Annotated in this window: 20 protein-coding genes; 1 reads left to right on the plus strand and 19 read right to left on the minus strand. The window is 57.4% G+C overall.

Annotated features, from left to right (window positions below):
* The first annotated feature begins 82 nt into the window (after nt 1-82).
* Entirely contained in the window at nt 83-376 is a 294-nt protein-coding gene (locus LQ232_RS22615) for a hypothetical protein (RefSeq protein WP_230182662.1), read from the plus strand.
* Nucleotides 377-590: 214 nt separating this feature from the next.
* On the opposite strand, the gene LQ232_RS22620 is transcribed toward LQ232_RS22615, so the two are convergent.
* The 19 genes from LQ232_RS22620 to LQ232_RS22710 all read right to left on the minus strand — a co-directional run bounded on the left by LQ232_RS22620 (nt 591) and on the right by LQ232_RS22710 (nt 22238).
* A complete protein-coding gene (locus tag LQ232_RS22620) occupies nt 591-1343 on the minus strand; it encodes a TraX family protein (RefSeq protein WP_253074362.1) in 753 nt (250 codons plus the stop codon).
* Nucleotides 1344-1347: 4 nt separating this feature from the next.
* Entirely contained in the window at nt 1348-2181 is an 834-nt protein-coding gene (locus LQ232_RS22625; protein ID WP_230182663.1) for an HDOD domain-containing protein, read from the minus strand.
* Between the two features lie 6 nt (nt 2182-2187).
* A complete protein-coding gene (locus tag LQ232_RS22630; RefSeq protein ID WP_230182664.1) occupies nt 2188-4746 on the minus strand; it encodes a DNA topoisomerase in 2559 nt (852 codons plus the stop codon).
* A 97-nt stretch (nt 4747-4843) separates the two neighbouring features.
* Nucleotides 4844-7567 (minus strand): LPD7 domain-containing protein, encoded by a 2724-nt coding sequence (locus LQ232_RS22635; RefSeq protein WP_230182665.1) that lies wholly within the window; start codon nt 7565-7567, stop codon nt 4844-4846.
* Entirely contained in the window at nt 7564-8319 is a 756-nt protein-coding gene (locus LQ232_RS22640) for an OmpA family protein (protein ID WP_230182666.1), read from the minus strand. Before LQ232_RS22640 ends, LQ232_RS22635 begins: the two co-directional genes overlap by 4 nt.
* Before the next feature lie 10 nt (nt 8320-8329).
* Nucleotides 8330-8893 carry a hypothetical protein gene (locus LQ232_RS22645; protein WP_230182667.1) on the minus strand — a complete coding sequence of 188 codons (564 nt, stop codon included), beginning with the start codon at nt 8891-8893 and terminating at the stop codon, nt 8330-8332.
* A 62-nt stretch (nt 8894-8955) separates the two neighbouring features.
* A complete protein-coding gene (locus LQ232_RS22650; protein ID WP_230182668.1) occupies nt 8956-11247 on the minus strand; it encodes a type IV secretory system conjugative DNA transfer family protein in 2292 nt (763 codons plus the stop codon).
* A gap of 7 nt (nt 11248-11254) precedes the next feature.
* Nucleotides 11255-12367: a P-type DNA transfer ATPase VirB11 gene (gene virB11 / locus LQ232_RS22655; RefSeq protein WP_230182669.1), complete on the minus strand. Its 1113-nt coding sequence runs from the start codon at nt 12365-12367 to the stop codon at nt 11255-11257.
* The gene (virB10, locus tag LQ232_RS22660) at nt 12348-13823 is read right to left on the minus strand and encodes a type IV secretion system protein VirB10 (protein WP_230182670.1); all 1476 of its coding nucleotides are present in this window, start codon (nt 13821-13823) and stop codon (nt 12348-12350) included. The genes virB11 and virB10 overlap by 20 nt, the downstream gene beginning before the upstream one ends.
* 9 nt (nt 13824-13832) lie before the next feature.
* Complete coding sequence (locus tag LQ232_RS22665) at nt 13833-14723, minus strand: TrbG/VirB9 family P-type conjugative transfer protein (RefSeq protein ID WP_230182671.1); 891 nt, start codon at nt 14721-14723, stop codon at nt 13833-13835.
* 10 nt (nt 14724-14733) lie between these two features.
* On the minus strand, nt 14734-15465 hold the full coding sequence (locus LQ232_RS22670; protein ID WP_230182672.1) for a virB8 family protein: 732 nt from the start codon (nt 15463-15465) through the stop codon (nt 14734-14736).
* Nucleotides 15466-15489: 24 nt separating this feature from the next.
* Nucleotides 15490-16209 carry a P-type DNA transfer protein VirB5 gene (gene virB5, locus LQ232_RS22675; RefSeq protein ID WP_230182673.1) on the minus strand — a complete coding sequence of 240 codons (720 nt, stop codon included), beginning with the start codon at nt 16207-16209 and terminating at the stop codon, nt 15490-15492.
* A gap of 13 nt (nt 16210-16222) precedes the next feature.
* On the minus strand, nt 16223-17251 hold the full coding sequence (locus LQ232_RS22680) for a type IV secretion system protein (protein WP_230182674.1): 1029 nt from the start codon (nt 17249-17251) through the stop codon (nt 16223-16225).
* A 2-nt stretch (nt 17252-17253) separates the two neighbouring features.
* Nucleotides 17254-17661: an EexN family lipoprotein gene (locus tag LQ232_RS22685; RefSeq protein ID WP_230182675.1), complete on the minus strand. Its 408-nt coding sequence runs from the start codon at nt 17659-17661 to the stop codon at nt 17254-17256.
* Nucleotides 17662-17673: 12 nt separating this feature from the next.
* On the minus strand, nt 17674-20118 hold the full coding sequence (locus LQ232_RS22690) for a VirB4 family type IV secretion/conjugal transfer ATPase (RefSeq protein WP_230182676.1): 2445 nt from the start codon (nt 20116-20118) through the stop codon (nt 17674-17676).
* Entirely contained in the window at nt 20115-20447 is a 333-nt protein-coding gene (locus LQ232_RS22695) for a type IV secretion system protein VirB3 (protein ID WP_230182677.1), read from the minus strand. Before LQ232_RS22695 ends, LQ232_RS22690 begins: the two co-directional genes overlap by 4 nt.
* An 8-nt stretch (nt 20448-20455) precedes the next feature.
* A complete protein-coding gene (locus LQ232_RS22700; RefSeq protein ID WP_230182678.1) occupies nt 20456-20842 on the minus strand; it encodes a TrbC/VirB2 family protein in 387 nt (128 codons plus the stop codon).
* 127 nt (nt 20843-20969) lie between these two features.
* Nucleotides 20970-21608: a lytic transglycosylase domain-containing protein gene (locus LQ232_RS22705; protein WP_230182679.1), complete on the minus strand. Its 639-nt coding sequence runs from the start codon at nt 21606-21608 to the stop codon at nt 20970-20972.
* Nucleotides 21609-21614: 6 nt separating this feature from the next.
* Complete coding sequence (locus LQ232_RS22710; RefSeq protein ID WP_230182680.1) at nt 21615-22238, minus strand: hypothetical protein; 624 nt, start codon at nt 22236-22238, stop codon at nt 21615-21617.
* Nucleotides 22239-22308: the final 70 nt, after the last annotated feature.

Below are 22308 nucleotides of genomic sequence, written 5' to 3' on the forward strand. Positions count from 1 at the left end.
CCACGTTTTGGGGGAGGCTGCTACACTTTTGCGCATGCCGAACAACACCAATAAGACTCCGACAGTGGTCCGAAGCCTCCGCTTGAGCCAGAAGGCCGACAAGCTGCTGCGTGCCCATGTGGAGCGGAAGGGTGATGTCTCGATGCGCGTGGTAGCTGCGCTCAATGGGACGGATTTGCGCGCTGTTGAGGTCGCACCTAGGCTGAAAGCTCCTGGCTCCGGTCGCGAAACCTTCTTCGCAACCTCGGTCGAGTTCGAGCAAGCCTTGTACGACGCCGTGGCCGCAATCGCTCAAGAACGCGATGTGTCCACCGTCAGCCTGATAGATGCTGCGGTCGTGTCGTTCTACGCGAAAAAGCGCCGTCAGGCGCCTTGATGCCCATCCCCCCGCCCTTCCCTGCTGGGAAGGGAGCGAGTCGCCCTCTGTCGTCAGGGGGCTAGGGGGTGCGGCGCTTCGCTTGCTTCTCCTGCCCCATGACGGGGAGCGTTGTTGTCCTACATCCGAATCAAGGGTGCGCGTAGCCGCGTCCTCGCCCGTTCCCCTTCGGGGCTGCGGCCTCCGGGCACGCCCTTGACACGGACGCCGGTTTTCAAATCTTGGCCAAGAAGTGAGAAAGTGCCCACAGGACGGCAAGATGGGCAGGGTAGTAGGCATAGAAGGTACTGCGGAGACGAGGCACGCGTGGGTTGACCTTGGAGGCCAGGAAAAACACTGGAAATGCAGCCAGCGCCCAAAGGTTTCGATTGATGACGTACAGGCTGGCTACAGACAGCACGCACACGGCCAATGCTGTCCAGCTTGGGCGCTTGAAGTACCGCCAAGCGGCCACACACAGCGCCACACCGGGCCACCAGAATTCGACGAACGCACCACCGGCGAGAAAAACGGCCACAGCCGCCGCCGCGTCCCACTTCCCGCCTCTCTCCCATAGCCACATGATCGAGCTGGCCACGAACAGCATGGCCATGATGTTCAATGGCCACCAGCCCCAACCCAAGCCCCCAAGGGCAATGAAGGGCACGGACGAAACAGCACCGATCGTGGCCAACCGTTTGAGCACGCGGGAGTAGGCCCCCCCTTCAAGCGTGGCGGGCCGTGCCAAGTTGTAGGCCAGAGTGAAGGCGAAAAGCGGCATGGCCAAACGCCCGATTGCGAAGAGCCCAGGGTATGCGTCGTGAAGGAGGTACTTATTAACGTGGTCAAGCGTCATCAGGACCACGGCCAACCATTTCACGGCCTCGATGGCGCCATTGGTAAGGGCCACTTCTGGCGGGGTCGATGATTTTGACGACACAGGTGCAGGCGTCGATGCGGTTGCAATTCTTTTTGCTGTGGTGCCCATGGGCTTAGGCTCCGATGATGTCTTCCAGGCCTGCACTCAGTTCGGCGAGTGGAGGCATGTTGTCGATTAACTCTTCCCGTGACAAACCAGCCAGGTCACAGATGGCTTCGGGCCATGTGGCCATGAGGCCTTCAAAGTCAGTCTTCAGCTCGTCACTTTTAGCGCGCCACGAAGCCAGATGAAGAATGGCATGCAATGCGACTTGAGGTTCAGTTTCCAAAGGCAGTGCTGCCCCCGCAATTGCGGTGCAGAAACCATCTGGGAAATTCCAACGTCTCACAAGTTCAGAGCCTACATCGGCATAGCAAAAACCGAAGGCCTCACGCTCAGCAACGACCCGCTCTTTGCAGGGGTACGGTGGCACTTCCGAGTCGATCCGCTCCATGTCGTCAGGCATGCCACCCATCATGACCAGGCGCCCAATGCTGTGCAGTAAACCGACCGTGAAAGCCAAGTCCGCGTCAGCCCCAACAATTGCCGCCAGGTGGCGTGCGGCAACGGCGGTATGAAGGCTGTAGCGCCAAAACGGTTTGAGGTCTACGCCAGTGATGGGCTGAAAGCTCGACGGCATGGCTGCACTGAGAACGATGGTGCGAACCGTGTTGATGCCTAGCATCTTGATCGCTTCATCGACTGTGGCAATGGTGCGTGGCACGCTGTAGTACGCCGAGTTGGCCAACCGAAGCACTTTGGCACTCAACACCTGATCTGTGGCCAGCGTGCGCGCGATCTCGCTGGCCGACACGTCGGCCTGGTCGAGCGTCTGGATCAACTCTTGAACCACCTCAGGAATCGACGGCAGTGATGGGGTGTGGCGCAATAGGAGGTCAATGTTCATGGTGGCTCACTTGGGCTTGGCCGTGAAATCGGGCTTGCCCGCTTTGTCTGGATGTGTGGCCTTGCAGCCTTCCTTGTAGCGACTGCAACCCCAAAACTTGCCTTTCGGCCCAGGGATCGAGCGCAACTCGCCTTGCTTGCACTTGATGCATTTATAGACAGGCTTGGGCGCCATGTCAGGCTTGCCCAGCTTGTCCGGGTATGTCGTCTTGCACCCCTCGCTGTATCGGCTGCACCCCCAGAATTTGCCGTTGTCGCCACTGATCGACCTAAGGCTACCTTCCTTGCAGGATGGGCACTTGTAGACGGGCTTGGGGGCAGTGTCAGGCTTGCCGAGTTTGTCGTCATACCGTGCATCGCACTTGTCTGGTTCTCTGTTCCAGTTAGAACAGAACCAGAAGATGCCTTTGGCGCCGTCTTTGCGCCTGAGGTTGCCGGTCTTGCACTTTGGGCATGCAGCGCTGACCAGCAGAGGCTTCCCATTCACGTCCTGAAAACGCGCATCACACTTGTCGGGTTCACGGTTCCAATTCGCGCAGTACCAGTAAGCGCCCTTGTCGCCGCCATCCTTGCGGCGGAGCTGGCCACCCTTGCACTTGGGGCACACAACAGCCCCAGCGGCCAATGGCAGCTTCATCGTCAGATTGGATGCTGCTTGCACAATGGTCGTGATCCAGTCCACGGTGTCGGCGATGAACTTGTCGTAAGAGAGTTCCCCCTTCGCGACACGATCAAGCGAAGCCTTGAACACGCCTGCTTGTGCGGGGTCTTTGACATCCATCGGCAACGCTTCGATCAACGTGCGCGCCGTGCTCGATGTCATGAGCTTTTTTGCACCAGGCTTTACCGGGACGATCAACTCACGATCCTTGAGTTCTTGGATGATGCCGGCGCGTGTCGCTGTGGTTCCAATGCCGGCGCCGTCTCCATCGCCGCCGCCGTCCTTGAGGCGCTTGCGCGCTTTTTCGTCCTTGACGTACTTGTAGACATTCATCATCGCTTCGAGCAGCAGCTTGTCGTCGAAGCGTGTGGGTGGCGTTGTCTTGCGACTCACCTGGTCGCACTTGGCGCAAGTGGCCCTGTCCCCCTTCGCCATGGGTGGAAGTGTTTGTTTGCCCTCGTCAGACTCATCCGCATCGGCTTGGTCATCGTCCTTGTCTTCGACTTCGGCGAAGACGGCCTTCCATCCTTGAGCGACCGGCGTCTTGCCACTGGCGGCGAACCGTTCGCCTGCGATGTCGGCCTCAACGGTTGTTTGCATGAACTCGAAAGGCGGTGCAAATTGCGCAAGGTATGACCGCACAACCAGGTCATACACGTTGCGCTCGATCTCAGACCACGAAGCGATGTTCACTGGGATGTCTGGAACGGTTGGCACAATGCCGTGGTGGGGGTTGCCCTCCATCTTCTTGTCGTTGAATGCATCAGACTTCCGAGCTGGATTGATGACTGAAGTCAGGCCTGCCAAGTCCGGGCGACGCTTGAAGACCTCCGCAATAACTGCGGGGGCTTCCTTGTGCTGTGCTTCTGAAAGATAGCGGTTGTCACTGCGAGGGTACGTCGTCACTTTGTAGACTTCGTAGAGCTTCTGGCCCGCGTCCAAGACTTGCTGGCCGGTGTAGCCATACCGCGCGAAGCCTTCCATTTGCAGCTCGTTCATCGACAGCGGCAACGGGGCCTTCTGCTCCTTTTTGACCTTCGCGTAGGCCGTAATGCTCCCAGCTTGGCCGGAGAGCTTGCTGACCAGCGACGAGGCAACCGTGGGGTCAATCAGCCTGCCCGCGTCATCGAGGCCTGCCTGATCTTCCTTGGCCTTCCAATTGGCCTTGAACACACCGTTGTCGTGACGAAGGTGCACAACCAGAGAGAAGTAAGGGATGGGCTTGAATGTCTCAATGGCCCGATCCCGCTCATACACGATGTAGAGCAAAGGCGTTTGCACACTGCCAACAGGCAGGAGGCCATCAAACCCCAATTCCCGGCCGCGAAGAGTCATTGCGCGAGTGCAGTTCAGGCCAAGCAGCCAATCGTAATGACTGCGGGCAAGGCCCCACTTGTACCAACCGCGAAACATGGGCTCGTTGTTGTCCCTGATGTTGGCCAGCGACTGGCGCACCTTTGTTTCGTTGTAATCGTTCACAAGCACGCGCTTGACTGGCTTGCGGTTACCGTAGAACAGCAACGCCTCGTCAACCAGAAGCTGCCCCTCTTCGTCAGGGTCGCCCAAGTGGTGCACCACATCACAGGTTTGCAGCAACTCGGCGAGTTTGTCCAGGCGGCGTTGCTTCGATTCTTTGGGGAAGAGCGCCCAGACATCCGGCACCACTGGCAAATCACCCTTGCGCCACACCTTGCGCCCCGCGCTCGTCTTGGGCACATCGTCGGGCAAATAGTGATCCGGCATCGCTTGGTCAAACGCATGGCCATCCAGCCACACGAAGAAATTGTCACCCACCTGGTTGTGGGTCATGCCTTTGGAGTCCCATGGGCTCACCGGGTTGCCCAGGACCTTGCCGACAGCCTCAGCCAGCGATTTTTTTTCACCTACCCAAAGTACCTTTGCCATGTCGTTCTGCGTCTATTGGCGCTGGTCGCAACATCTGCCAACGCATTAAGTTAAAAAAAGGGCACCCGGTCGATGACCTGAGTGCCCGGGGCAGCGATCAGCCGCGTGCCCGCTCGTTTTCTCGGGCCGGTTCGCGTGTCGGTTCCGCCCTGGCCTCAGACCGCGGTGCGTCGCGGTCGTAGACCTTCACCAAGGGTTGAAGCTCAGCCTTCGACGAAGCATCAAGCACGCGCTCTTTGGCCTCTTCACGCAAGGATTCGAGCTGGCGCACATCCCATGTGTTCCTGTTGGCCATGATCTGGGTTTCGCCGATCACCTTGCCTTGAGCATCGCGCTCCTTCACGGTCACGGGCACTTCCTGCTTGCCCTGGTAAGCAATGACAACATCGTCACCAGGTTGAGACTTGCCTTCTGTCAACGCGCGCTTGAGATCAACACCCCACACCGTCTTCTCGCCGGAAGACGTTTCCAGCTTGACGTAGTAGCTGGGCTCGTTGTCCTTCTTGTGCTCGTATGGGGCCTCCCCGTGGTCCAACATCTTGCCCACGTAAACCCGGTTGTTCTGGAAGCGCTCAGCGGCCATTTCAGCGGCCATGCTGATGGCTTTATCTGAATCGCCACGCTCGCGCATGATCGCTTTCACCGTGTCGATGACTTGGCGTTGTTTGTCTGAGAGCGTGCGTTGATGCTCATCGACAACAGCGGCCCGATCGGGAATGTCTGCGGGCGCCTGGCTCTGGCTGCGACTTTCCTGACGACTTTCTTGGCGGTCAGCCTGACGGGCGCGTTCTGGGGCCTGGTCAATGATGTTCATGCCCTTGTCCGCACTGCGACCAGTTTCCTTGCGCAAGTCTTCCAGCTTGGCCAAGTCAACATCGCGCGGTTGAAACCCTTGAACCTCCATGCCCTTCAACGATGCCTGCAACCAGACCTCACGCTTGAATTCATCCGTGCCCTTGAGCTTGATGGAATTCCACCCTTTTGCCTCGGCCAGCTCGACCATTGAGCGAGCAATCTCAGGATCGTTGTGTTCTGTGGCCAAACGCTTGCCCTTGTCCTCGAAGGCCAGCTTGTTCTCTTCGTCCCGGAAGTAGAACTTATTCTCCGCTTGGAGGAAACGCTTGCGCAAGGCCTCAGGGGTCACGAACTCGGCATCGTCATCCTTCGGGCGATCAGCGGATCGCGCCGTGTCGTTGGTTTTGTCGGGCTCGTTCTGTTGGCCACGGCCAGCCTTCTTTTCTGCAATATCGTCGCCGTCAATGAACACGGGTTTGTCGATGTCACCGGGGCGGTACTTGTCCCAGAGTTGGGCGGCGCGCTGCCAGTCCTTGCCGGCAAGACGTTCAAGATCGCGCATCACGTCGTCAAGATCATCGCGGTTGCGCCATCCCAATTCTTCGAGCTGGGACTTCTCCATCCGCGCATCGAGGTTGGCTACAAAACGATCGTTGATGTCGTCATCATTGCGGCGGATGCCCAGGCTCTTCAAGGCCTCATCGCTGTCGCGTTCGCGTACAGCGGACAAGCGTTCAAGAGTGGTGTCGTCGATCGTTAGCGTGGCACGCTTTTCAGCATCGGGAACGACCTTCTCCCCTGCCTGGCTGGCCAGCAGTTCTACTGCTTGTGCAGCTTCTTTGTCCAAGCGCTCAAACTCGGCCTTGTAGACCGGGTTGCGCATATTCCCGGCGATCACCGTTGATGCATCGTCCAGACGCTCCGGTGTATTCAGGCGGCGGAGGTCTTCAAGGTCTTCGCGTGCTACCCGCTGAATCATGTCGGGTGCTGCGTTGTCATCCAAATCCCAACGCGAGCGATCACGCATCGCTGCCACCACAGACAGTTGCCCAGCTTCGAGGCCAGCCGTCTCACGCGCTGCGCGGTTTACTTCGATCTCTTTGGCCGTGTCAGGGAACTCCTGCGAAATGACCTGCGCGTAGCCCTTGTTGGCCTCCATGCTGCGAGCCATCGCATCAAGGGCAACGGACTGCTCAGTAGTGCGAACATGCTGCAAGGCGTTCACATCCTCACGCGCCCAGCGCTGGCCATTGGGCTCATCTTCTCTTTGTGCTTCCGACGACTGTCGCATTTCATGCGCAGCCGCTGCGCGCATTTCAATCTCGACGTATGCGTTCGATGCGGTGCCAAGCCTCGATTCATTGGGTGCCTGCAAGCGTTCCGCTTCTGCGGACAGGGCGCCCCGCTGAGCTGGGCCTTTGGGCTCGAAACCAGCATCAAGCAAGGCGTCCGCCCTCTCTTGATCCCTGGCGTCTTGCACCGCATCTACCGCACCCTTGGAAAAATTCTTATTCAACAGTTCGTCTTGCACGACGGCAGTTGGTGCGGATGTTCCGTAGCGGCCAGCTTCATACGCGGCAATTGCCGCATCTTCCAATCGGCCTTCTCGTTGATGCTCCAAGGCCGTCTTGACCAGGCTGGCCACCGCGACTTCTCGTGAGTCGTCTCCGAGCGCTTCGCGCGCAGAGTTCATTGCGCGCTCGCCAGCATCCAAGGCACTCACCGCAGCAACAGCCTTAGCGGCTGTTTGGGCGGCAGGGCCGCCGACATCCGCCGTCATCGTCACGCTCGCCGCAGCCGCTGCGACATCCATCGCGCGAACTTCTTTGCCCTCAAGACTGTCTTTTGCCAGCATGGCAGCGTCGGCCACGCCGACGGATTGCGCCGCAACGTGGGTGGCAGGGCCGCCCACTTCTGCGAACTGGGCCGCATGTGCGGCGCCGGCTACAACGTCGCGAGTTGTCAGCTTGTCATTGCGATCGGGCCCAGGGGCTTCGCGTTCTTGACCGTCGATAACTTCATTCATTTGGCGCTCCCAACTTGAGTTTGAGGTTGAGCGAGAAAGGCTGCGGTGTCGATGTCCATCGTTTCAATTTCGACGCGACGGTTCTTGGCCTTGCCTGCTTGGGTCCGATTGTTCGCCACATAACCACCAGCAGCGATGTAGCTCCATTTGATCTTGTACGGGCTGATGCCGTTGTTCAGCAAGAAGCGGCGCGCACGCAATGCGCGGAGCATCGCAATGTCGCGATCAATCACGTTGTCGCGGTCAGCATCGGTCCGCCCGCGAATTTCAATGTGTTTGGCTTCGCGAGCTGCTTTGAGTAGCTGCGCTTGCATATCACTCGAAGGCTTGAAGTCAGTTTTTGCGAAGCCCTGGCTCACGCGAAAAATCAGCGCCTGGTCGCGAATTTCAACTGTCTCGCCGCTGGTCCCAACGGTTTGCACCTTGCCTTCAACCACAGTTGCCGGGGCAACACCTTGTCGCGTTGTCGCGGGCTTGGGCCGGTTTTGGTCGGCATCCATCTGCATCATCATCATGTAGGCCTTGAGTTCGGCCATCTGACGATTGAGCCCGTCTACCTGGCGGGACAACGCGGTGCGCTCCGCTGCACTTGCCGTTTCCTCGGCGGTGCGGGCTTGATAGTTTTGAATCACAGCCGTCGAGTTCACTGGCGTGCGCTCACTGCCATCAGGGATGACCGGCTTGGGGATTGAAGAGCAGGCCGAGACAGCAAGTGCACCAGTCACAGCGAGGCAAATGACATTCATCTTCATGGCGTATTCCTTATCGTTCCAAAGGCTTGTGTTGGCGTTCTTGGGGTTCGGTGGGGCGCTGTTGGGCTTGGCCCGTGCGCTGTTCAAACTGACGGTTTTTGGCTTCGCGATAACGCTCGATCATCACTTCCTTGACTTCATCGAGCTGCGAAGCGAAGGTCTTGCCTTGAGGGGTGTCACCAAAGCGCTCATCGGCGGTCTTCTTGATCCGGCCAAACATCTCTTCGATCACGGCACGCTGTGGGTCGTGAAAGTACGATTTGGCCATGTCGCCTTCGTAGCGAATCGACAGATTCGCATCGTTCAGCCGGTTTGTGTCGTGCCGCTTTTGAAGGGCCTCGCTCGTCGCGAAGTCGATCTGACTGCGACGATGGAACACCACACTCTTTTCACCGACACGCTGGGCCACATGCTCATCGCTGACGAACACCGGCCCGGTGTAGCGCCCGTTCTCACGAGCTGCGCTGAACTCAACATTGACACCCCATCGCGCTTGCGCCTCTTGGCGCATCGAATGGGGGACTTGAGCCACATCGTGCAAGCGCTTCCCAGCGCGAGGCGACGTTCGTTCCATCACATCTTCCATCTTCCTCTCTCCTTAAAGTGCCCGTACTTTTAGACGGGCTGGTTTGGCATTTAGTTGTCCAACACGGACAGATCGAGCATTCCTGCCTTCGGGGCCTTGCTCACGGGAGCATGTGGCACGGGCTCAGGTGGTTCATCAATGTCGAATGCTGGTGTAGCCGGTTCCTCGAAATACTCATCACCTGGTTCGTCAGCGGGCGCCGAAGCAACTTCAAAAACGTCGTCGCTTGGTGCAGACAAGACCACAGATTCGGTGGGCGCTTGAACATCAAACACTGGTTCAATCTCGCCACCGGAAAAGCCTGCTTCTACCTCGATGACCGGCTCTTCAATTAACGCATCAGCGCCAATTTCGACGACGCCTTCCGAGGCGGGAGCACCAGTAATTTCACCTGAACCCTCATCGACCCAATCAAGTTGCGAGAAGAAGGCATCGACCAGGCCTGCAACGGCCTCTTCTGACGGGTTCTCGGGGTTGTCAAGCTCCGGCAGCGCATCCATGTTGACGGCCAGCTTGGACAAGTCGAGCGCTTCATCGTTCTTGATCGTGCGTGTACGGTTTTCCGTCTTGGCCTTGTGCAGATCAATGTTCATGCGGGGCACATGCGAGGACAACTCGTGCCGCACGAACGCCGCTTCTTCAAGCTGGTCCTTGGTCGGCATCTTGTCGCCGAGTGCGCGAAGTGACGGGCTGACACTCTTGAGGCGATCAATGAAAACTGGATCGTCGAAATAGCGGGCCTTCTCGCAGAGGATCGGCTTGGTGTTCTCAACGACGATGATTTCCTTTTCCTGCCCAAGCTCCTTGAGTTCTTGCGGCAACAGCAATGCGCGCTTCTGATCTGAGACGTTCTCGCTGGATGAGCCATTCGCGCCGCCGAAGCCGCTGCGTGGCCGGCTGATCCCCGTTGACACGGCTTTCTCGGTGAAGTAGCCGAGCATTTCGGAATACTCGTTGGCATCCTTTTGCTCACGCGGCGGATAGATCACCTGAGCGGCATGGTTGGTAATCATCGTGCGAGTGTCTTCCTTGCCGTAGGTGGACTCCATCTGCGCGATGCTTTGAATGATCGTCAACAACCGTAGGTTGTAGCCAGCCATGTACGCAACCGACTTGGCCAGGATGCCGATCTTGCCGGGGGCCGTGGCTTCGTCCATCAGCAGCAGACATTGATACTTCAATGCTGGATTGTTTTGTGGCAGCTCCTTCGTGTTGAGGTTGATGAGCTGCGAGAAGAACAAATTCACCAACAATGCCGCGTCTGCAAGTCGATTCGGCTGGATGCCGATGTAGATCGTCATCCGTGTCTTGCGAACGGCTGTGATGTCGAAGTCAGAAGCGCTTGTAGCGCAGTCAACAATGGGATTGGCGAAGATCGTCAGCGGGGCATTGAAGGTCGCCAGAATGCTCGCCATCGTGTTCTCTGAGGTCGAGCAGAACCGATTCAATGCATCAAGACATTCGTCGCTCAGGGCGTTATCGCCGTTCGAGCGTTCGGCCATGATCCCTTGCAGGTAATCTTTCAATGGCATGCCCTTGCCCGAGGATTGACGAAGCAATTCCCCAAGGGTGCAAGGCAGACCGGGTGTATCAAGCAGGTACAGCGTCAAGCCCAGGAACAGGTTGCGGGCCTGGTCGTTCCAGAATGCATCTTTCGCGTTGTCGTTGGGGTACAGGGCTTGGCCAACAGCCAGCACATCGCCAATTCGGAAGTTGCGATCACGGCTCACGCCATCGAGCGGGTTCCATCGGTGAGTTTGGCCATCCTCCGCAAACGGATTGAAGAGAAAGACCTTTTGACCGTTCGCAGCTCGAAAGCGTGAGGTCAGCTTGAAATTTTCAAGTTTGATGTCGGTGCAAACCACCGAGCCACCAAAGTTGAGCAAGTTGGGCAGCACGATTGCAACGCCCTTCCCGCTTCGCGTTGGCGCTGCAACAAGAACAAACTGCTGGCCGTCGAACATGAGGTACAGGCCCATGAACTTGCCAATGATGATGCCCTTTTCGGCGTGCAAGCCAGCCTTGCGCACTTCCGATGCGGTCGCAAAACGGGCATCACCATGAAGCGAGCGGCGGGTATTTCCAAGGGCACTGATGATGAGTCCAGGAACGACATAAACCAAGATCGCGGCAATCCCAGCGGACAATTGCAGGCGCTTGCGCTGGACGGGATCACTCGAATACCAATGCCAATATTGGCCCCAGGTGTCCAACGTGATGTCAGAAGGAATAGTCTTGTTGACAAGGAAATATGCGCCCCCTGCAACATATTCAGCGGCAAAGAAGCCCAGGACGACATAGGCCAGGACTGCGACGATGATTGCGACGGTTTTGCCGTTCATGAAGACCTCACGCGCTGCGATGAATAGTTGCCTCGCCGAAGCGAGCAAGGAGCTTGGCAATCGGGTCGTAGTGGACTTCGGCAACGTAGCGATCCTTATGGGTCGCATTGCCGTGTTCGTCGTAAACGATCTTCACGTTGACATGAATAATCACGTCGATGGTCAACGACACCAAGCGCTTGAGAGCTGCGGCGTCATAGATTGCGGCCTGTTCATGTTCCTTGCACATGAAGACGTAGCGTTCTGCGGCCAGGGCGCAGGACTCAGCGTGGTAAGAGGTGATTGAGCCACTGTGGCCAGTGGTCAACAGCTTGAGAAAGTCGAAGGCCTCGCCTCCGCGCAGTTCGGCCAACAGCACGCGATCAGGTTTCATCCGCATGTTGGAGGCGATCAAATCGGAGGGCGTCACCTTTGCAATGCCCTGCCCACCTTTTGAGTACAACAGGTGGACATGGTTTGCATGCAACGGCAAGAACAACTCGCGAACGTCCTCGATCGTGATGAGGCGTTCATGAGGTGGGATGCTCTGGCAAATCGACTTCATCAAAGTCGTCTTGCCTGAGCCTGTATCGCCCACCACAGCGATGTTCTTTTTGGCCTGCACAGCCAACTTCAAGAACTTGGCCAGGTCGTTCGATTCAAGGTGCTCAATCAGTATGGCCTCTGTTTGCTCAAGGTCGCCCCTGCGCTGGTCGAGCTGGGGGGACCGAGCCCACACATACCGATGAAACGCCCCGTCCTTCTCGTACTGTTCCAGTGTCTTGATGGACATGCTGGGCCGACGAATCGACATCGAAACCGTGTCTTGTTCGACGGCTGGCGGGACAACGATCTGAATACGCTCCCCACCGGGGAGCATGGCCGACAGAATGGGCTTCTGTGGCCCGATCTCTTGATCGGTGTATGTGGCAATGGCGTTCGCCAGTCCCAGCAGCCTATCAAGAGTCAATTCAGGGGCATCAAATCTCCGCCACTCAGGACCAATTTCGACGAACACCTCCCCTGGTCGATTCACCACGACTTCCGTCGCGTTCTCTTCCAGCAGGAACACGGCGAGCGGGCGCATCAGCTCCCGCACCATCGTGTCGCGGGCGAAATACTCAACGGGCTCGCAGTGCATAGACAGTACCAAAGTCAAGGTCACGGGCAACGTAGATCGAGCTGCGATCGCCCTGGTTCTTGTAGAGCGTTGGCTTGATGTTGATCGTGCTTTCCAGCACCTTCTCCGCCATCCGATTGCCAGTAGACGAAGTGTTTTGGTAGACGTTCGTCCCGCCAGGAGGTGTTGACTTGGCCGTTTCAAAAGCGATGGCGTCTTGAACCATCGACAACAAGAAGGCTGCGCCCAAACGCTCCCACCAGTGGTTGTCCACGTAGCCATCCAGGCCTGAGGTGCCAAGTGCGTCGGCACCAGGTGAATTCAAGTTGATAACCACGCCTTGAGGCGTCTTGATCCGTGTCCACAACACGAACAAACGACGCTGCCCTTGTGCCATAGCTGCAACGTATTCGCCCGAGGCTTCGGAGCCTCGCTCAAGCAGAAGCACACGCCCGTTGTCGCTGTAGACGTTCTGCGAAACAACGCACGATGCCATGCCAGCAACTTCGTTGACCAGTCGCATCGAAAGTCCGCAGTCGATCGTGCGACCTTTAGGCAAGAGCATGTTGCGGTCCCCAATCATCGACGCCGAGATCATCGGTGTCTGCGAAGGGGTCAACATGCTGCCAATGGAGCCTGGTGGGTTCGCTTGGGCATTCGTGGGCTGCTGGCCGGGGGCGCCCTGCGCACCACCGCCCATTGCCGGGCCACCCATGATTCCGCCTTGAGGCTGCTGATTTCGATTCATGATGCTCTGAATCATGGCCATCTGTGTCATGGGATCAGACGGGTTCAACGCGCCCTGCCCGCCCTGCGGGCCACCCGAAGACGAACCCACGATCACCTCACCAGAGTAACGGCTTGGTGCAGGAGTGCCGTTTTGCGTGACAGTGCGTGGTTGTGCTGCTCCCGCAGCCGCATTGACTTGGCCAGCCTGTCCGGCCTGGCCACCAATGGTGCCGTCTTGCTTCACCGCAGGGACCAAAACCGTCCCGTCCGTGCAGACGCGCATGGGCACGCCAGAAGGGGCCATCATGGGCTTGTGATCCGGGCCAAGCATGATCTTTCCAGGCATCTTGTCGGCACAGGTAAAGCTCGCCTCGGTGTCCGCCGCCGCCATGGCAGGAGACGATGCACCACTTGGCAGCGGTGGGGGATCACTGTCAAACGTGCGACGTGGGCCGACTGCTGCGGGCTTGTTCTCGCCCTTCGCGGTTTGCTCGACAAACTTCTCTTCAGCCTTCTTCGAATCCCGCCATTTGTTGTAGCCGATCAAGCCACCGATGACGAGAATGGCGAACGCGACGACAACAAACATGACCTTCGCAGCCATGTTGTCAGAGGTGCCACCACGGCTGTTCACCGACACAATGCCAGTAGGCTCGCCGCCTGGTTGTGTGTTCAATTGCGAGTCCAACTGAGAATTCAGTTGGGAGTCAGGGGCTTCCCCGTGCTGAGTGTGCTTGTTCTGTTCCATGTCTATTCCTCAACGGAGAGTCCGAACGACGCCTTCGACGGTGGTACCGTCTTTGGGGGCCACACCAGTGCCATCGAACGATTCGTTCCAAATGCCGACAACGGCCTTGCCGAGTCGAAGAACAAAGCGCCGGCCTGTACGCTGCACCACAGCCAAGTCGCCTTCCATGTGGAAATTGATGCGAGCCTCTTCGCCTGCTGGGTCGATGTAATAGATCGTCGGAATTTCCCGGTTGGCCGGGAACTTGAAGTAGGTGAATCGACCATCATCGAAGACCATCGCAGGAGCGATGTCATCGCCCCCTTCCAGCACCTGTTGCGTGTAGCTCCAATTCTTGGCGGCTGGCTTCGCTTGCCCCAAACGCTCATCGAGCAAGGCCCTTTCACTCACTTGTGCGTTGGCCGCGTTGATCGCCATGAAGGCCGAGGACGGAGGCATTTCAATCGGGTAGCGGAAGATCACGCGAAACATCGGCTCAGTCACAAGAACACGGTCGCTCGATGGCTTGTGGCCGCGACCATTCGTAGCGTCTTCGAGCACTTTGAATTCAAACGAGTAATCGCGCTTGTCAGTGCTCAGTTCCAGGTTGTTGTGAGTCGCGCCATCCTTGGGCTTCACAAAAATCTGTTTTGCACCGACCGCCGCTTCAATGCACCACTCGAATTCAGCCTTCTTGCAATCAGCAGGAAAGCCCGCTGCTGACACGGCAATCTTTTCGTCGTCGCCCAGGACGATACGGGTCACGGCGCCACGGCGCACGTTGACCACTGTCACATCGTCCTTCTTGTAGGTGACGTAGCGCACGCGCGCATCGCTTTCACTTGGCTGGGGGACTTCTGCGGCTTGAGCGACGCTCAAAGCCATCGAAGCAAGGACCGACGCCATCAAGAGTTGTTTCATGGTCGCTCCTTCACTTGGCCACAGGGGCAATTTCGGAGTCGATGCGGTAGCTGGTCACGCGATAACCCAACGGGTTCTGGATCAGGTCTTGCTCCTTACCGAACATCGACGGTTTGTACTCATACGAGAACGTCGCAATGAAGTACTGCGGCGCATCGGCGTTCTCAGCTTCCGTGCGTTTCGATGTCTTCTCGAAGCGCACGACGGCCTTGTTGCCCACATCGTCTTGCGACAAAGTGACGCTCAAGACCTTCACCTTCATTTCGACACTCGCGCCATACTTTTTGTCGCGTGCATTGGGGCCATCGAACAGCCTCGCGTAGTCACGGCCAACCACGTCTTCACTCAGGGCCAACACCGTGTCGTAATCCGTCTGCAAGAGCTTGTAGCTGTAGGACTCGCGGGCGACCACGTAGCGCTGCGCCCAATGCTTGTCCAGCAGCTCTTGGTAGCCGGTGACGGTTCGGTCATCGGCGGCGTTGATGAGCGTGCCATCACCCGTCGCCTTATCAACTGAGTAGACATAGGGAACCACCCGCTTGAATGGGGCCATTGACGCTGCGCCAATGACCGCAACCACCGCTACCGCGACGGCTGTCCCAGCGACCCACCAAGCCCGTTTTTCTGACTTCTCGCTGCGAGCTTGACGATCGGCTTCCCAATCGCTGCCTTGCTTGTAGAACTCAGCTTCTTCGCTGGCCTTAACGGGCTTGCCAACCTTTTTGTCTTTGGACGTCATCATGAGTTTCCCGAAATAGCAATGCAGTTAATTTGGAGCGGTGTAGACGAAGGTATTGGCTGCTGCGGGTGCTGTGCTGGCCAACATCTTCAAACCGCGCTCTTTGATCGCCTGGTCAGCGGCTTCCTTGGCCGATTGCGCATTGGCCTGCATCACGGCCAAGCGGTTCGCATCGTTGCTAACCTGCGTGTTTTCGGCCGCAATGCGGGCCTGCAATTCAGCGATGGCCTTCGGGTCTTGTGTGGTGTTGATCTGGCTTTGCAGAGATTGAATCTGCTGAACCCGTTGGGTGATGAGGCCCATCGCTGTTTGTTGCAGCGATTGAACCTGGGCGTTCGCGTTCAATGCAGCCTCGCAGGTCTGTTTGGCCTCGCCAGTGCGATCACCGCAGTTGTAGATCATCACGCCCTGACGAAGCGTTTGCGCAGCGCCTGTCAGGCTGTTGTAGCCACCACTGTTCACGCTGTTCAGTAGCGTGGTCACATCAGTTGGCACCACGTTCTGGAGCAACTGATTGTTCATGATGTCCCCCAGACCCCGGGACCCCACCAGCGAGTTGTATTGTTGGTTCAACTGCTGGTATTGCTGGACCATCTGTTGATACTGATTCGCCCAGGCGATCACCTGTTGAATCGACTGAGCGAGGTTTGCCGCGTCAATGACCGGGATGCCCGCGTGGGCGGAGCCGCTTCCGAAGAAGCTGCCCACCAAGGTAAGGGAGAGGAAAAACCGCTTGATTGATTTCATGATGAAGACTCCTTTAAGCTGACCGACGAATGTTGTCCAAGACGTTGCGTTGGTAAAGCGGCTGATTCCCGCCGCCGGACCCGGTTGCCGACGCGCGACCGGAACTGCTGGAACTGCTGCTCGAAGATGACCCCGAGCCGGCTTCTGCGACAGACCCACCAGTTTTGTTGGGCGATGCAGCCTTCTCACCGCCCATCATTTCCATGGCCTTGCGCCCGATCTCGCGGCCAATACCGCTGACAGAGGCGCCGCCTGACAGTGCGCTTGCGATGGTGGGCACATTGAGCATCACCACGCCAAGCGAACCCGACACCAGCAGCAAGGCCATGCAGTCCTTGATGATTGCCGTGTTACCCACGTTGCCTTGGATGTGTGCTGCGAACTGCGATGCGAACGAAGTCAGCATGGCGATGCTTCCCCCGATCAGCACGTTGACAAGTACGAACGTCATAGCCTGGCCAATCCAGCTTTCGGTAAAACGCTGAGTTGCCGGGAACATGGCGCAGAAGATGAAGGCAGGGCCAACAGCTAGGACCAGGGCCAGTGCCACCTTGGCCAAGAGATACATCCCAAGACCGACGATGAACAAAAAGGCTTGAGCAAGAGCAACAAGCCCAGCCGCTGCAACCAAGCTGAAATTCGGGAACACGCCAGTTACTGCCTCACTCCAAAGCTGCGTGCCCAGATCGTCATAAGGCTGCGACATGTTGTCGATCAGTCCGCCAATGGTGTTGGCGTTGCCGAATGCAGAAACAAAGGCACCTTGGATGCCTTGAATCCCATCGACCACACTCCCCTGAAACTCCCCAGCGCTAAGCGCAACTCCCGCGATCATTGAAATCTTGAAGAGTTTCCACACTGCTGTGTGGAAGGAGTCATGAGCTTCGCCGCGCATGATCGCCCACCCCATGAGGATGATGTAGATCGTCACGCCAGTGAGAGCCAGAGGAACCAACGCCGTGCAAAGCGCAGCCGACTTCGTGCTGACAAAGTTGTTCAGCAGTGTGTCGATCGCGGTTTCAACGGAGGTAGCAATCCCCATGATTACTTACCTCCCTTGCTTGCCGCTGCATTCGGGAACAACTTAGGGTCAGGCTTGAACTCGAAGGTGTCGGCAGCCGACTTCCCTTCGTGTTTGCGGGCCTGCCCTTGCTGTGTGCTTGGTGCAGATGAGGCCTGATTCGTGGGCACCTGGCTCTTGTCGAACTTGAACGTGTCCGCTGCACCAGGCCCTGACAGCATGGCCAGCTCCTTCGCCTTCGAGGCGTTGAGACAGTCCACGTCCGTTGCGCGCGCGGCATCGTTATTGCACCAGGCCAGCTTTTCGGTACGTTCGACCTCATGAGCCTTGTACCAATCAACGGTCTGATGCGACTTGTCACCACACCCGGCCAGCAGCAGAGCTGCGACCGTGGTGGATGTGGCGATAACGCGGATTCGGGTGTGCAGCATGGCTTGCTCCTGTTACTTGATCTGATTTCGGCGTGCGGCGATCTCTTGGAAGAAAACCGGCATCCAGTCCTTGGGGTTGTCGCCAACGCGCGCCCTGATGTTGTCCAGCAGCTCGACGTTATCCGTCGTGCCGCTGATGATGTTCAGGATGTCGCTCATGCCGCCGAGGTCGAACTTGACGACCGCCGAGCGATGACCTTGCTTGACCAAGAACATGCGGCTGGACTCGCCCAAGTTCTTGACGATCGAGTATTCCGCCTCGGTCAGCTTGAAGCCATTCACGTAGTCGTCGTGGTCTGCTTTCGGGTTCGGCAAATAGATTTGCGTAACGCTCTGTTCGACCATCGTCTTACCAAGACCGTGCTCGCCTTCCAGAACGTCGGATGGTGATTGCGTCATGAAGACGCCAAGACCAGACTGCTTCCGAATCGTCTTCTGCTTGTTCTTGGCGAAGTCGCTGAACATTTCATCGCTCAGAGGCTTCCAGAACTCATCCATGAAGTAGATGAATGGGTCACCAGTGATGAGCGATTCAGTGATGTGCAGCAGGTACGCCATGATCGGCGTGCGAACTTCCGGGTCATCCAGAAACTCGGTGTAGTCGTAACCGAAGAGCTTCGCACTCGACAAGTCTTGTGTGTCCCGTGGGTTGTCGAATGCCCAACCCAAGGGCTTGCCACGCAACCACTTCGCCAGGCGCTCACGCAAGCTGTTGTCACCTGTGTTGCGCAGGTTCTGATGTACTGCTGACAAGCAGCGCACATCGAACGAAACCTTGTCGCTCATGACGGTGCGAACCGCGTGGCTGATGTCGGCTTCTTCTCGTGCAGTGAGCGCGTCGCCAGCTCGCGCCGGCTTGACCAACTGCTTGACCAGGCGTTCGCAGAACTGGATGTTCGTTTCAGTGGGCTCGAACTGGAAAGGATTGAAGCCGGTGGGTTCCCCACGCTTCAAGGCGTAATACTTTCCTCCCATCGCCCGGATGCCAATTTCGGCACCACGGTCCTTGTCGAAGAAGACCGCCCGAAGACCGCGGTACTTGGTGGCGAACGCCAGCAACGCCATGACCAACGCCGTCTTACCGACGCCTGTCGTGCCGCACACGAACGTGTTGCCCGGATACTTTTCATCCTTGCTGTCCTTGTCTTCTGGCGAGACATGGAAATTCAGGTAATACGGCTGGCCGGATGGCGTCTTCATGAGCGCCAGAGCTTCACCCCAAGGGTTGCCGTCACGCTTGCCACGCGCGAAGTTGTGGAACGGGCTCAAGCTCGCAAAATTACGGCTTGTGATCTGAGCTTCGCGCGGACGCCAATCCCAATTGCCGGGAAGCTGGGAGAACCACGCGCATTCAGGCACCGCGTCACAGATGGCCATCTTGAAGCCTGGGCCGTCTTGCAAAGCCGATCGTGCGTGCGAAATGTTCTTCGACACTTCTTCGATCGTCTTGCCGAAAATCGTCAGCGAGTAGTGATACTCGCCGATTTCAATATGCCCATCAGACAAGTCATTCAATGCCTTGTCCATGTCCTCAATTTCTTTCGGACTGACTTCCTCAGACGCTTGGAGCTGCCCCTTTTGGCGTTCCAACGCTGTTTTGGCGTCCCGCTTGTTCAGGATGCCAAAAGACTGAGTTTCGATGTATTCGTAATTGCCATAGAGGATGACGTTGTTCATCCCAGGCTCAGAGAATTGCGGGTATTCTTGAAAATCCATGATCCCCGCGAATTTGTGTTCGCGCGGATGCCAGATTTCAACCATGCCGTTCTTGTCGCCGAAATGCAGGCGCGAAGTCGGCAGGTATTCGCCAATGCTGGCCCGACGCATAGGAATCTCTTCCCACACGCCATTGACCATGAAGCCCAGGAATGCGAGCATTTCGGAGAAGGCCACGTCACCTTTGGTGTACGTGCCCAAGCGCTCCGGCTCATAGCGTTTCATGCTGGCTTCGAGCTGCTTGGCCATGTCGTCGATCACGTCCAAGTCTTCGCGTTCGCGAGCCTTGAAGTCCTCAACCGTGCGACCGGCCAAGCGACGGATGACCCGCGCTGCGCGCGTGGCCGTTGGCCTGAAAACCACCGTCAAATACAACTCGGTGGCCATTTGCCTGTAGGTTTTGAACGTATCGTAGTAACGATCGTTCAAATCCCGGCAAAACTCGTTGTCGTATTTGCCGTTCAGGCGCTCATTCACCACTCGCCGAGCCTTGTGCGACCAGACACCCCAATTGCCGCCGCCAAGTGCGCGGAGGTAATTGATGAGGCCGTTTTTGCGCGTCAGAATCTCATCGAGATCGGCTGTTTCAAAGGAAATCCCTTCCAGACGCCAAATCGCGATGTAGTCACCAGTGCGCTGACACTTGATGACATTCGGCGCGACGTGGGTGCCGTAAGGGATGTAGTCAGCCGAAGGCACTTGCGCATCGGCTGCTTGTCGAATTTCTGCTTGTGATCTCATGGAGCCTTCCGCCGCTTGTATCGGATCGGGGAGAACGAGACAGCACCCCAAAGCGCCTTACCTGACCTTTGGCGCACCCTCATCCGCAGGCGCAACATCATTTGTCGAAGGCGTTGGTCATCCTTCTTGGTGATCTGGCGCATGGTGATGAAGAGGGGGATGTACGCGATCAGCAAAAACAGGGTGATGTAAGGGCTGACCAGGTAGAACATCCAGACCGCGAGCAGCAGAAAGACACCCGTGATGAGCATCAAGGGGATCATCGGCACGCCCGCGATCATCGCGGGCCTCGTGCATCCCCTGAAAATTGGATCGCGAAACCCGTCCATGACTTGCCTCAGTTGATGAGCCAGGCAGCGATACCCGCTGCGCCACCGACCAAAATGCCGCCAATCACGATGTTCGAGATTTCCGACCATTTGGCGTGCTGGAATGCCATCTTGAAACCGGCCCACATGATGGCCAGCGTGAACATGGTGACGGCTACGCCGACCAGCACCGTTTGCACGTTGGCCATCACCGTGTTGACCTTGCTGATCTGCGCGAAGGCAGGGGTTGCGGCCATGGCCAGGACGAACCCACCAACACGCGCCAGAGTGGCTTTGTTGGCGAGCGCAAAGGTGCGCTGATGCAAGGCTGCGACTTGAGTGTTTTTCATCTGAAGTTCTCCAAAACGGGTTACGAAATTAAAAAAGTGCTTGAACGTGAAATGTGCGCTGTGCACGGTTTTGTATGAGCCTTGACCTTATGGACACCTCCTTGCTCATGTCCGCAACCCGTGCAGACATGAGAATACGCCTTTGCACATACCAAAGTCAAGACTTTGGTATACCAAAGTTACTTGTTTGGATTCAGAACAACAGGGAGCTTTGAGCAGTGTTCGACGCATCAGCGGTCGCGTCTTCGCGCGCCGCCGTGGTCTGTGTTGAAGTCCCCCTGATGATGATTTTTTGATTGGCTGGCACCCCTTGCGCCACAATGCGCGGGGCTGGGCTCCCCTGCGTCACGAGACGCGGAACCGCCAGCTTTGCCTTGCTTGGCGCAAGGTTCGCCGACACAACCTTGAGCACGTAGCCGTGGTTGTAGCCGGTGATGAAGTTGCCCGAGTAATAGCAACTGAACGAATCACGCAAGGCTGCTTGTTCGTCACCTTTGCGTGACCTCAAGGCGCGAACGTAGCACTCCTTGAGAATTTCCCCGCCAGCTCGAACATTTGGGCACGCCTGAAAGGCTGTTTCCAACGTCAGGCCATACCGCGCGAAATTTTTCTTGTTGACTTGGACGAGGCCAACGCTGAAGTTGTAGCCATTACGCTCCAACCATTGCGCAGTGGCCAATGCTTCGTCCAGAGATTGGGGTTGCCTATCCAGGCGCCCCCCCACAACGCCAATGGCGTATGGGTTGAACGACGACTCAACACGTGCGATCCGGGCCATCGTCTCTTGGTGGACGGCCGGAGCGCACTGTTGGGCTAATGCCAGGAAGTCCAAGGCTGCTTACCAGCGAACGCGGCGATACAACGTGCTGTTCACAAACACGTCGATGATGTTGGGCGACCCGGCTGGATCGAGCAGCACCACGCGGTCATAGACCCCAGCCATGCTTGAACGCGAGCGGTAGCCATCGTAGTTCGACACATACGTGGTGCCAACTTCGTTGCCAACACAGACCTTTTGGCCCAACTGGCGGTCGTCGTATGGGCTCAGGCCATCACCTTCGCCAATTCCTGTATGGAACGCCTCGCTGTTGTTGTAGAAGCGCTTGGGTGTGCTGGCCGAACCCTGGATCGCCAACGACCCACTCTCCAAGGCCTTCGTTCCCGAAGGACATGGGTCGTAATACGACCAGCCCTGTTGAGCCCATGAGGGGCCACCAGTTTCAGGCGACGACGCCATTTCGCATGTGGGGAACGGACGGCCTTTCGACAGGTCGTGGAAGAGCTTGTTGATGTCGGGCACGCATTCCGAAACGGCCTTCGGCCCGTTCGGATTCGCGAGACACAACAGCACCTTGCAGCCATGGTCCGAGGCATGCGCCGTTGGCGTGAATGCGAGAAGAAGGCCACAGATGGCCAAAAAATTACCAAGCGAGCGCCTGGTCGAAGTGTGAAGTTTGAGCACTATGGTTCCCCTTTCGTTGTCAGCGGCAAGCTAGACCTTGCCTGTCTGATTGTCAGGGAACGCACACGGA

The organism is Aquabacterium sp. CECT 9606, from assembly GCF_918741295.1.
Taxonomy (GTDB): domain Bacteria; phylum Pseudomonadota; class Gammaproteobacteria; order Burkholderiales; family Burkholderiaceae_C; genus Aquabacterium.

Coding starts and splice junctions, on each gene's coding strand:
- LQ232_RS22665 (WP_230182671.1), bottom strand. CDS start 14,723: ATGAAACAACTCTTGATGGCGTCGGTCCTTGCTTCGATGGCTTTGAGC.
- virB5 (WP_230182673.1), bottom strand. CDS start 16,209: ATGAAATCAATCAAGCGGTTTTTCCTCTCCCTTACCTTGGTGGGCAGC.
- LQ232_RS22640 (WP_230182666.1), bottom strand. CDS start 8,319: ATGAAGATGAATGTCATTTGCCTCGCTGTGACTGGTGCACTTGCTGTC.
- LQ232_RS22685 (WP_230182675.1), bottom strand. CDS start 17,661: ATGCTGCACACCCGAATCCGCGTTATCGCCACATCCACCACGGTCGCA.
- LQ232_RS22670 (WP_230182672.1), bottom strand. CDS start 15,465: ATGATGACGTCCAAAGACAAAAAGGTTGGCAAGCCCGTTAAGGCCAGC.
- LQ232_RS22620 (WP_253074362.1), bottom strand. CDS start 1,343: ATGGGCACCACAGCAAAAAGAATTGCAACCGCATCGACGCCTGCACCT.
- LQ232_RS22680 (WP_230182674.1), bottom strand. CDS start 17,251: ATGGGGATTGCTACCTCCGTTGAAACCGCGATCGACACACTGCTGAAC.
- LQ232_RS22695 (WP_230182677.1), bottom strand. CDS start 20,447: ATGGACGGGTTTCGCGATCCAATTTTCAGGGGATGCACGAGGCCCGCG.
- LQ232_RS22645 (WP_230182667.1), bottom strand. CDS start 8,893: ATGGAACGAACGTCGCCTCGCGCTGGGAAGCGCTTGCACGATGTGGCT.
- LQ232_RS22630 (WP_230182664.1), bottom strand. CDS start 4,746: ATGGCAAAGGTACTTTGGGTAGGTGAAAAAAAATCGCTGGCTGAGGCT.
- virB10 (WP_230182670.1), bottom strand. CDS start 13,823: ATGGAACAGAACAAGCACACTCAGCACGGGGAAGCCCCTGACTCCCAA.
- LQ232_RS22690 (WP_230182676.1), bottom strand. CDS start 20,118: ATGAGATCACAAGCAGAAATTCGACAAGCAGCCGATGCGCAAGTGCCT.
- virB11 (WP_230182669.1), bottom strand. CDS start 12,367: ATGCACTGCGAGCCCGTTGAGTATTTCGCCCGCGACACGATGGTGCGG.
- LQ232_RS22650 (WP_230182668.1), bottom strand. CDS start 11,247: ATGAACGGCAAAACCGTCGCAATCATCGTCGCAGTCCTGGCCTATGTC.
- LQ232_RS22625 (WP_230182663.1), bottom strand. CDS start 2,181: ATGAACATTGACCTCCTATTGCGCCACACCCCATCACTGCCGTCGATT.
- LQ232_RS22635 (WP_230182665.1), bottom strand. CDS start 7,567: ATGAATGAAGTTATCGACGGTCAAGAACGCGAAGCCCCTGGGCCCGAT.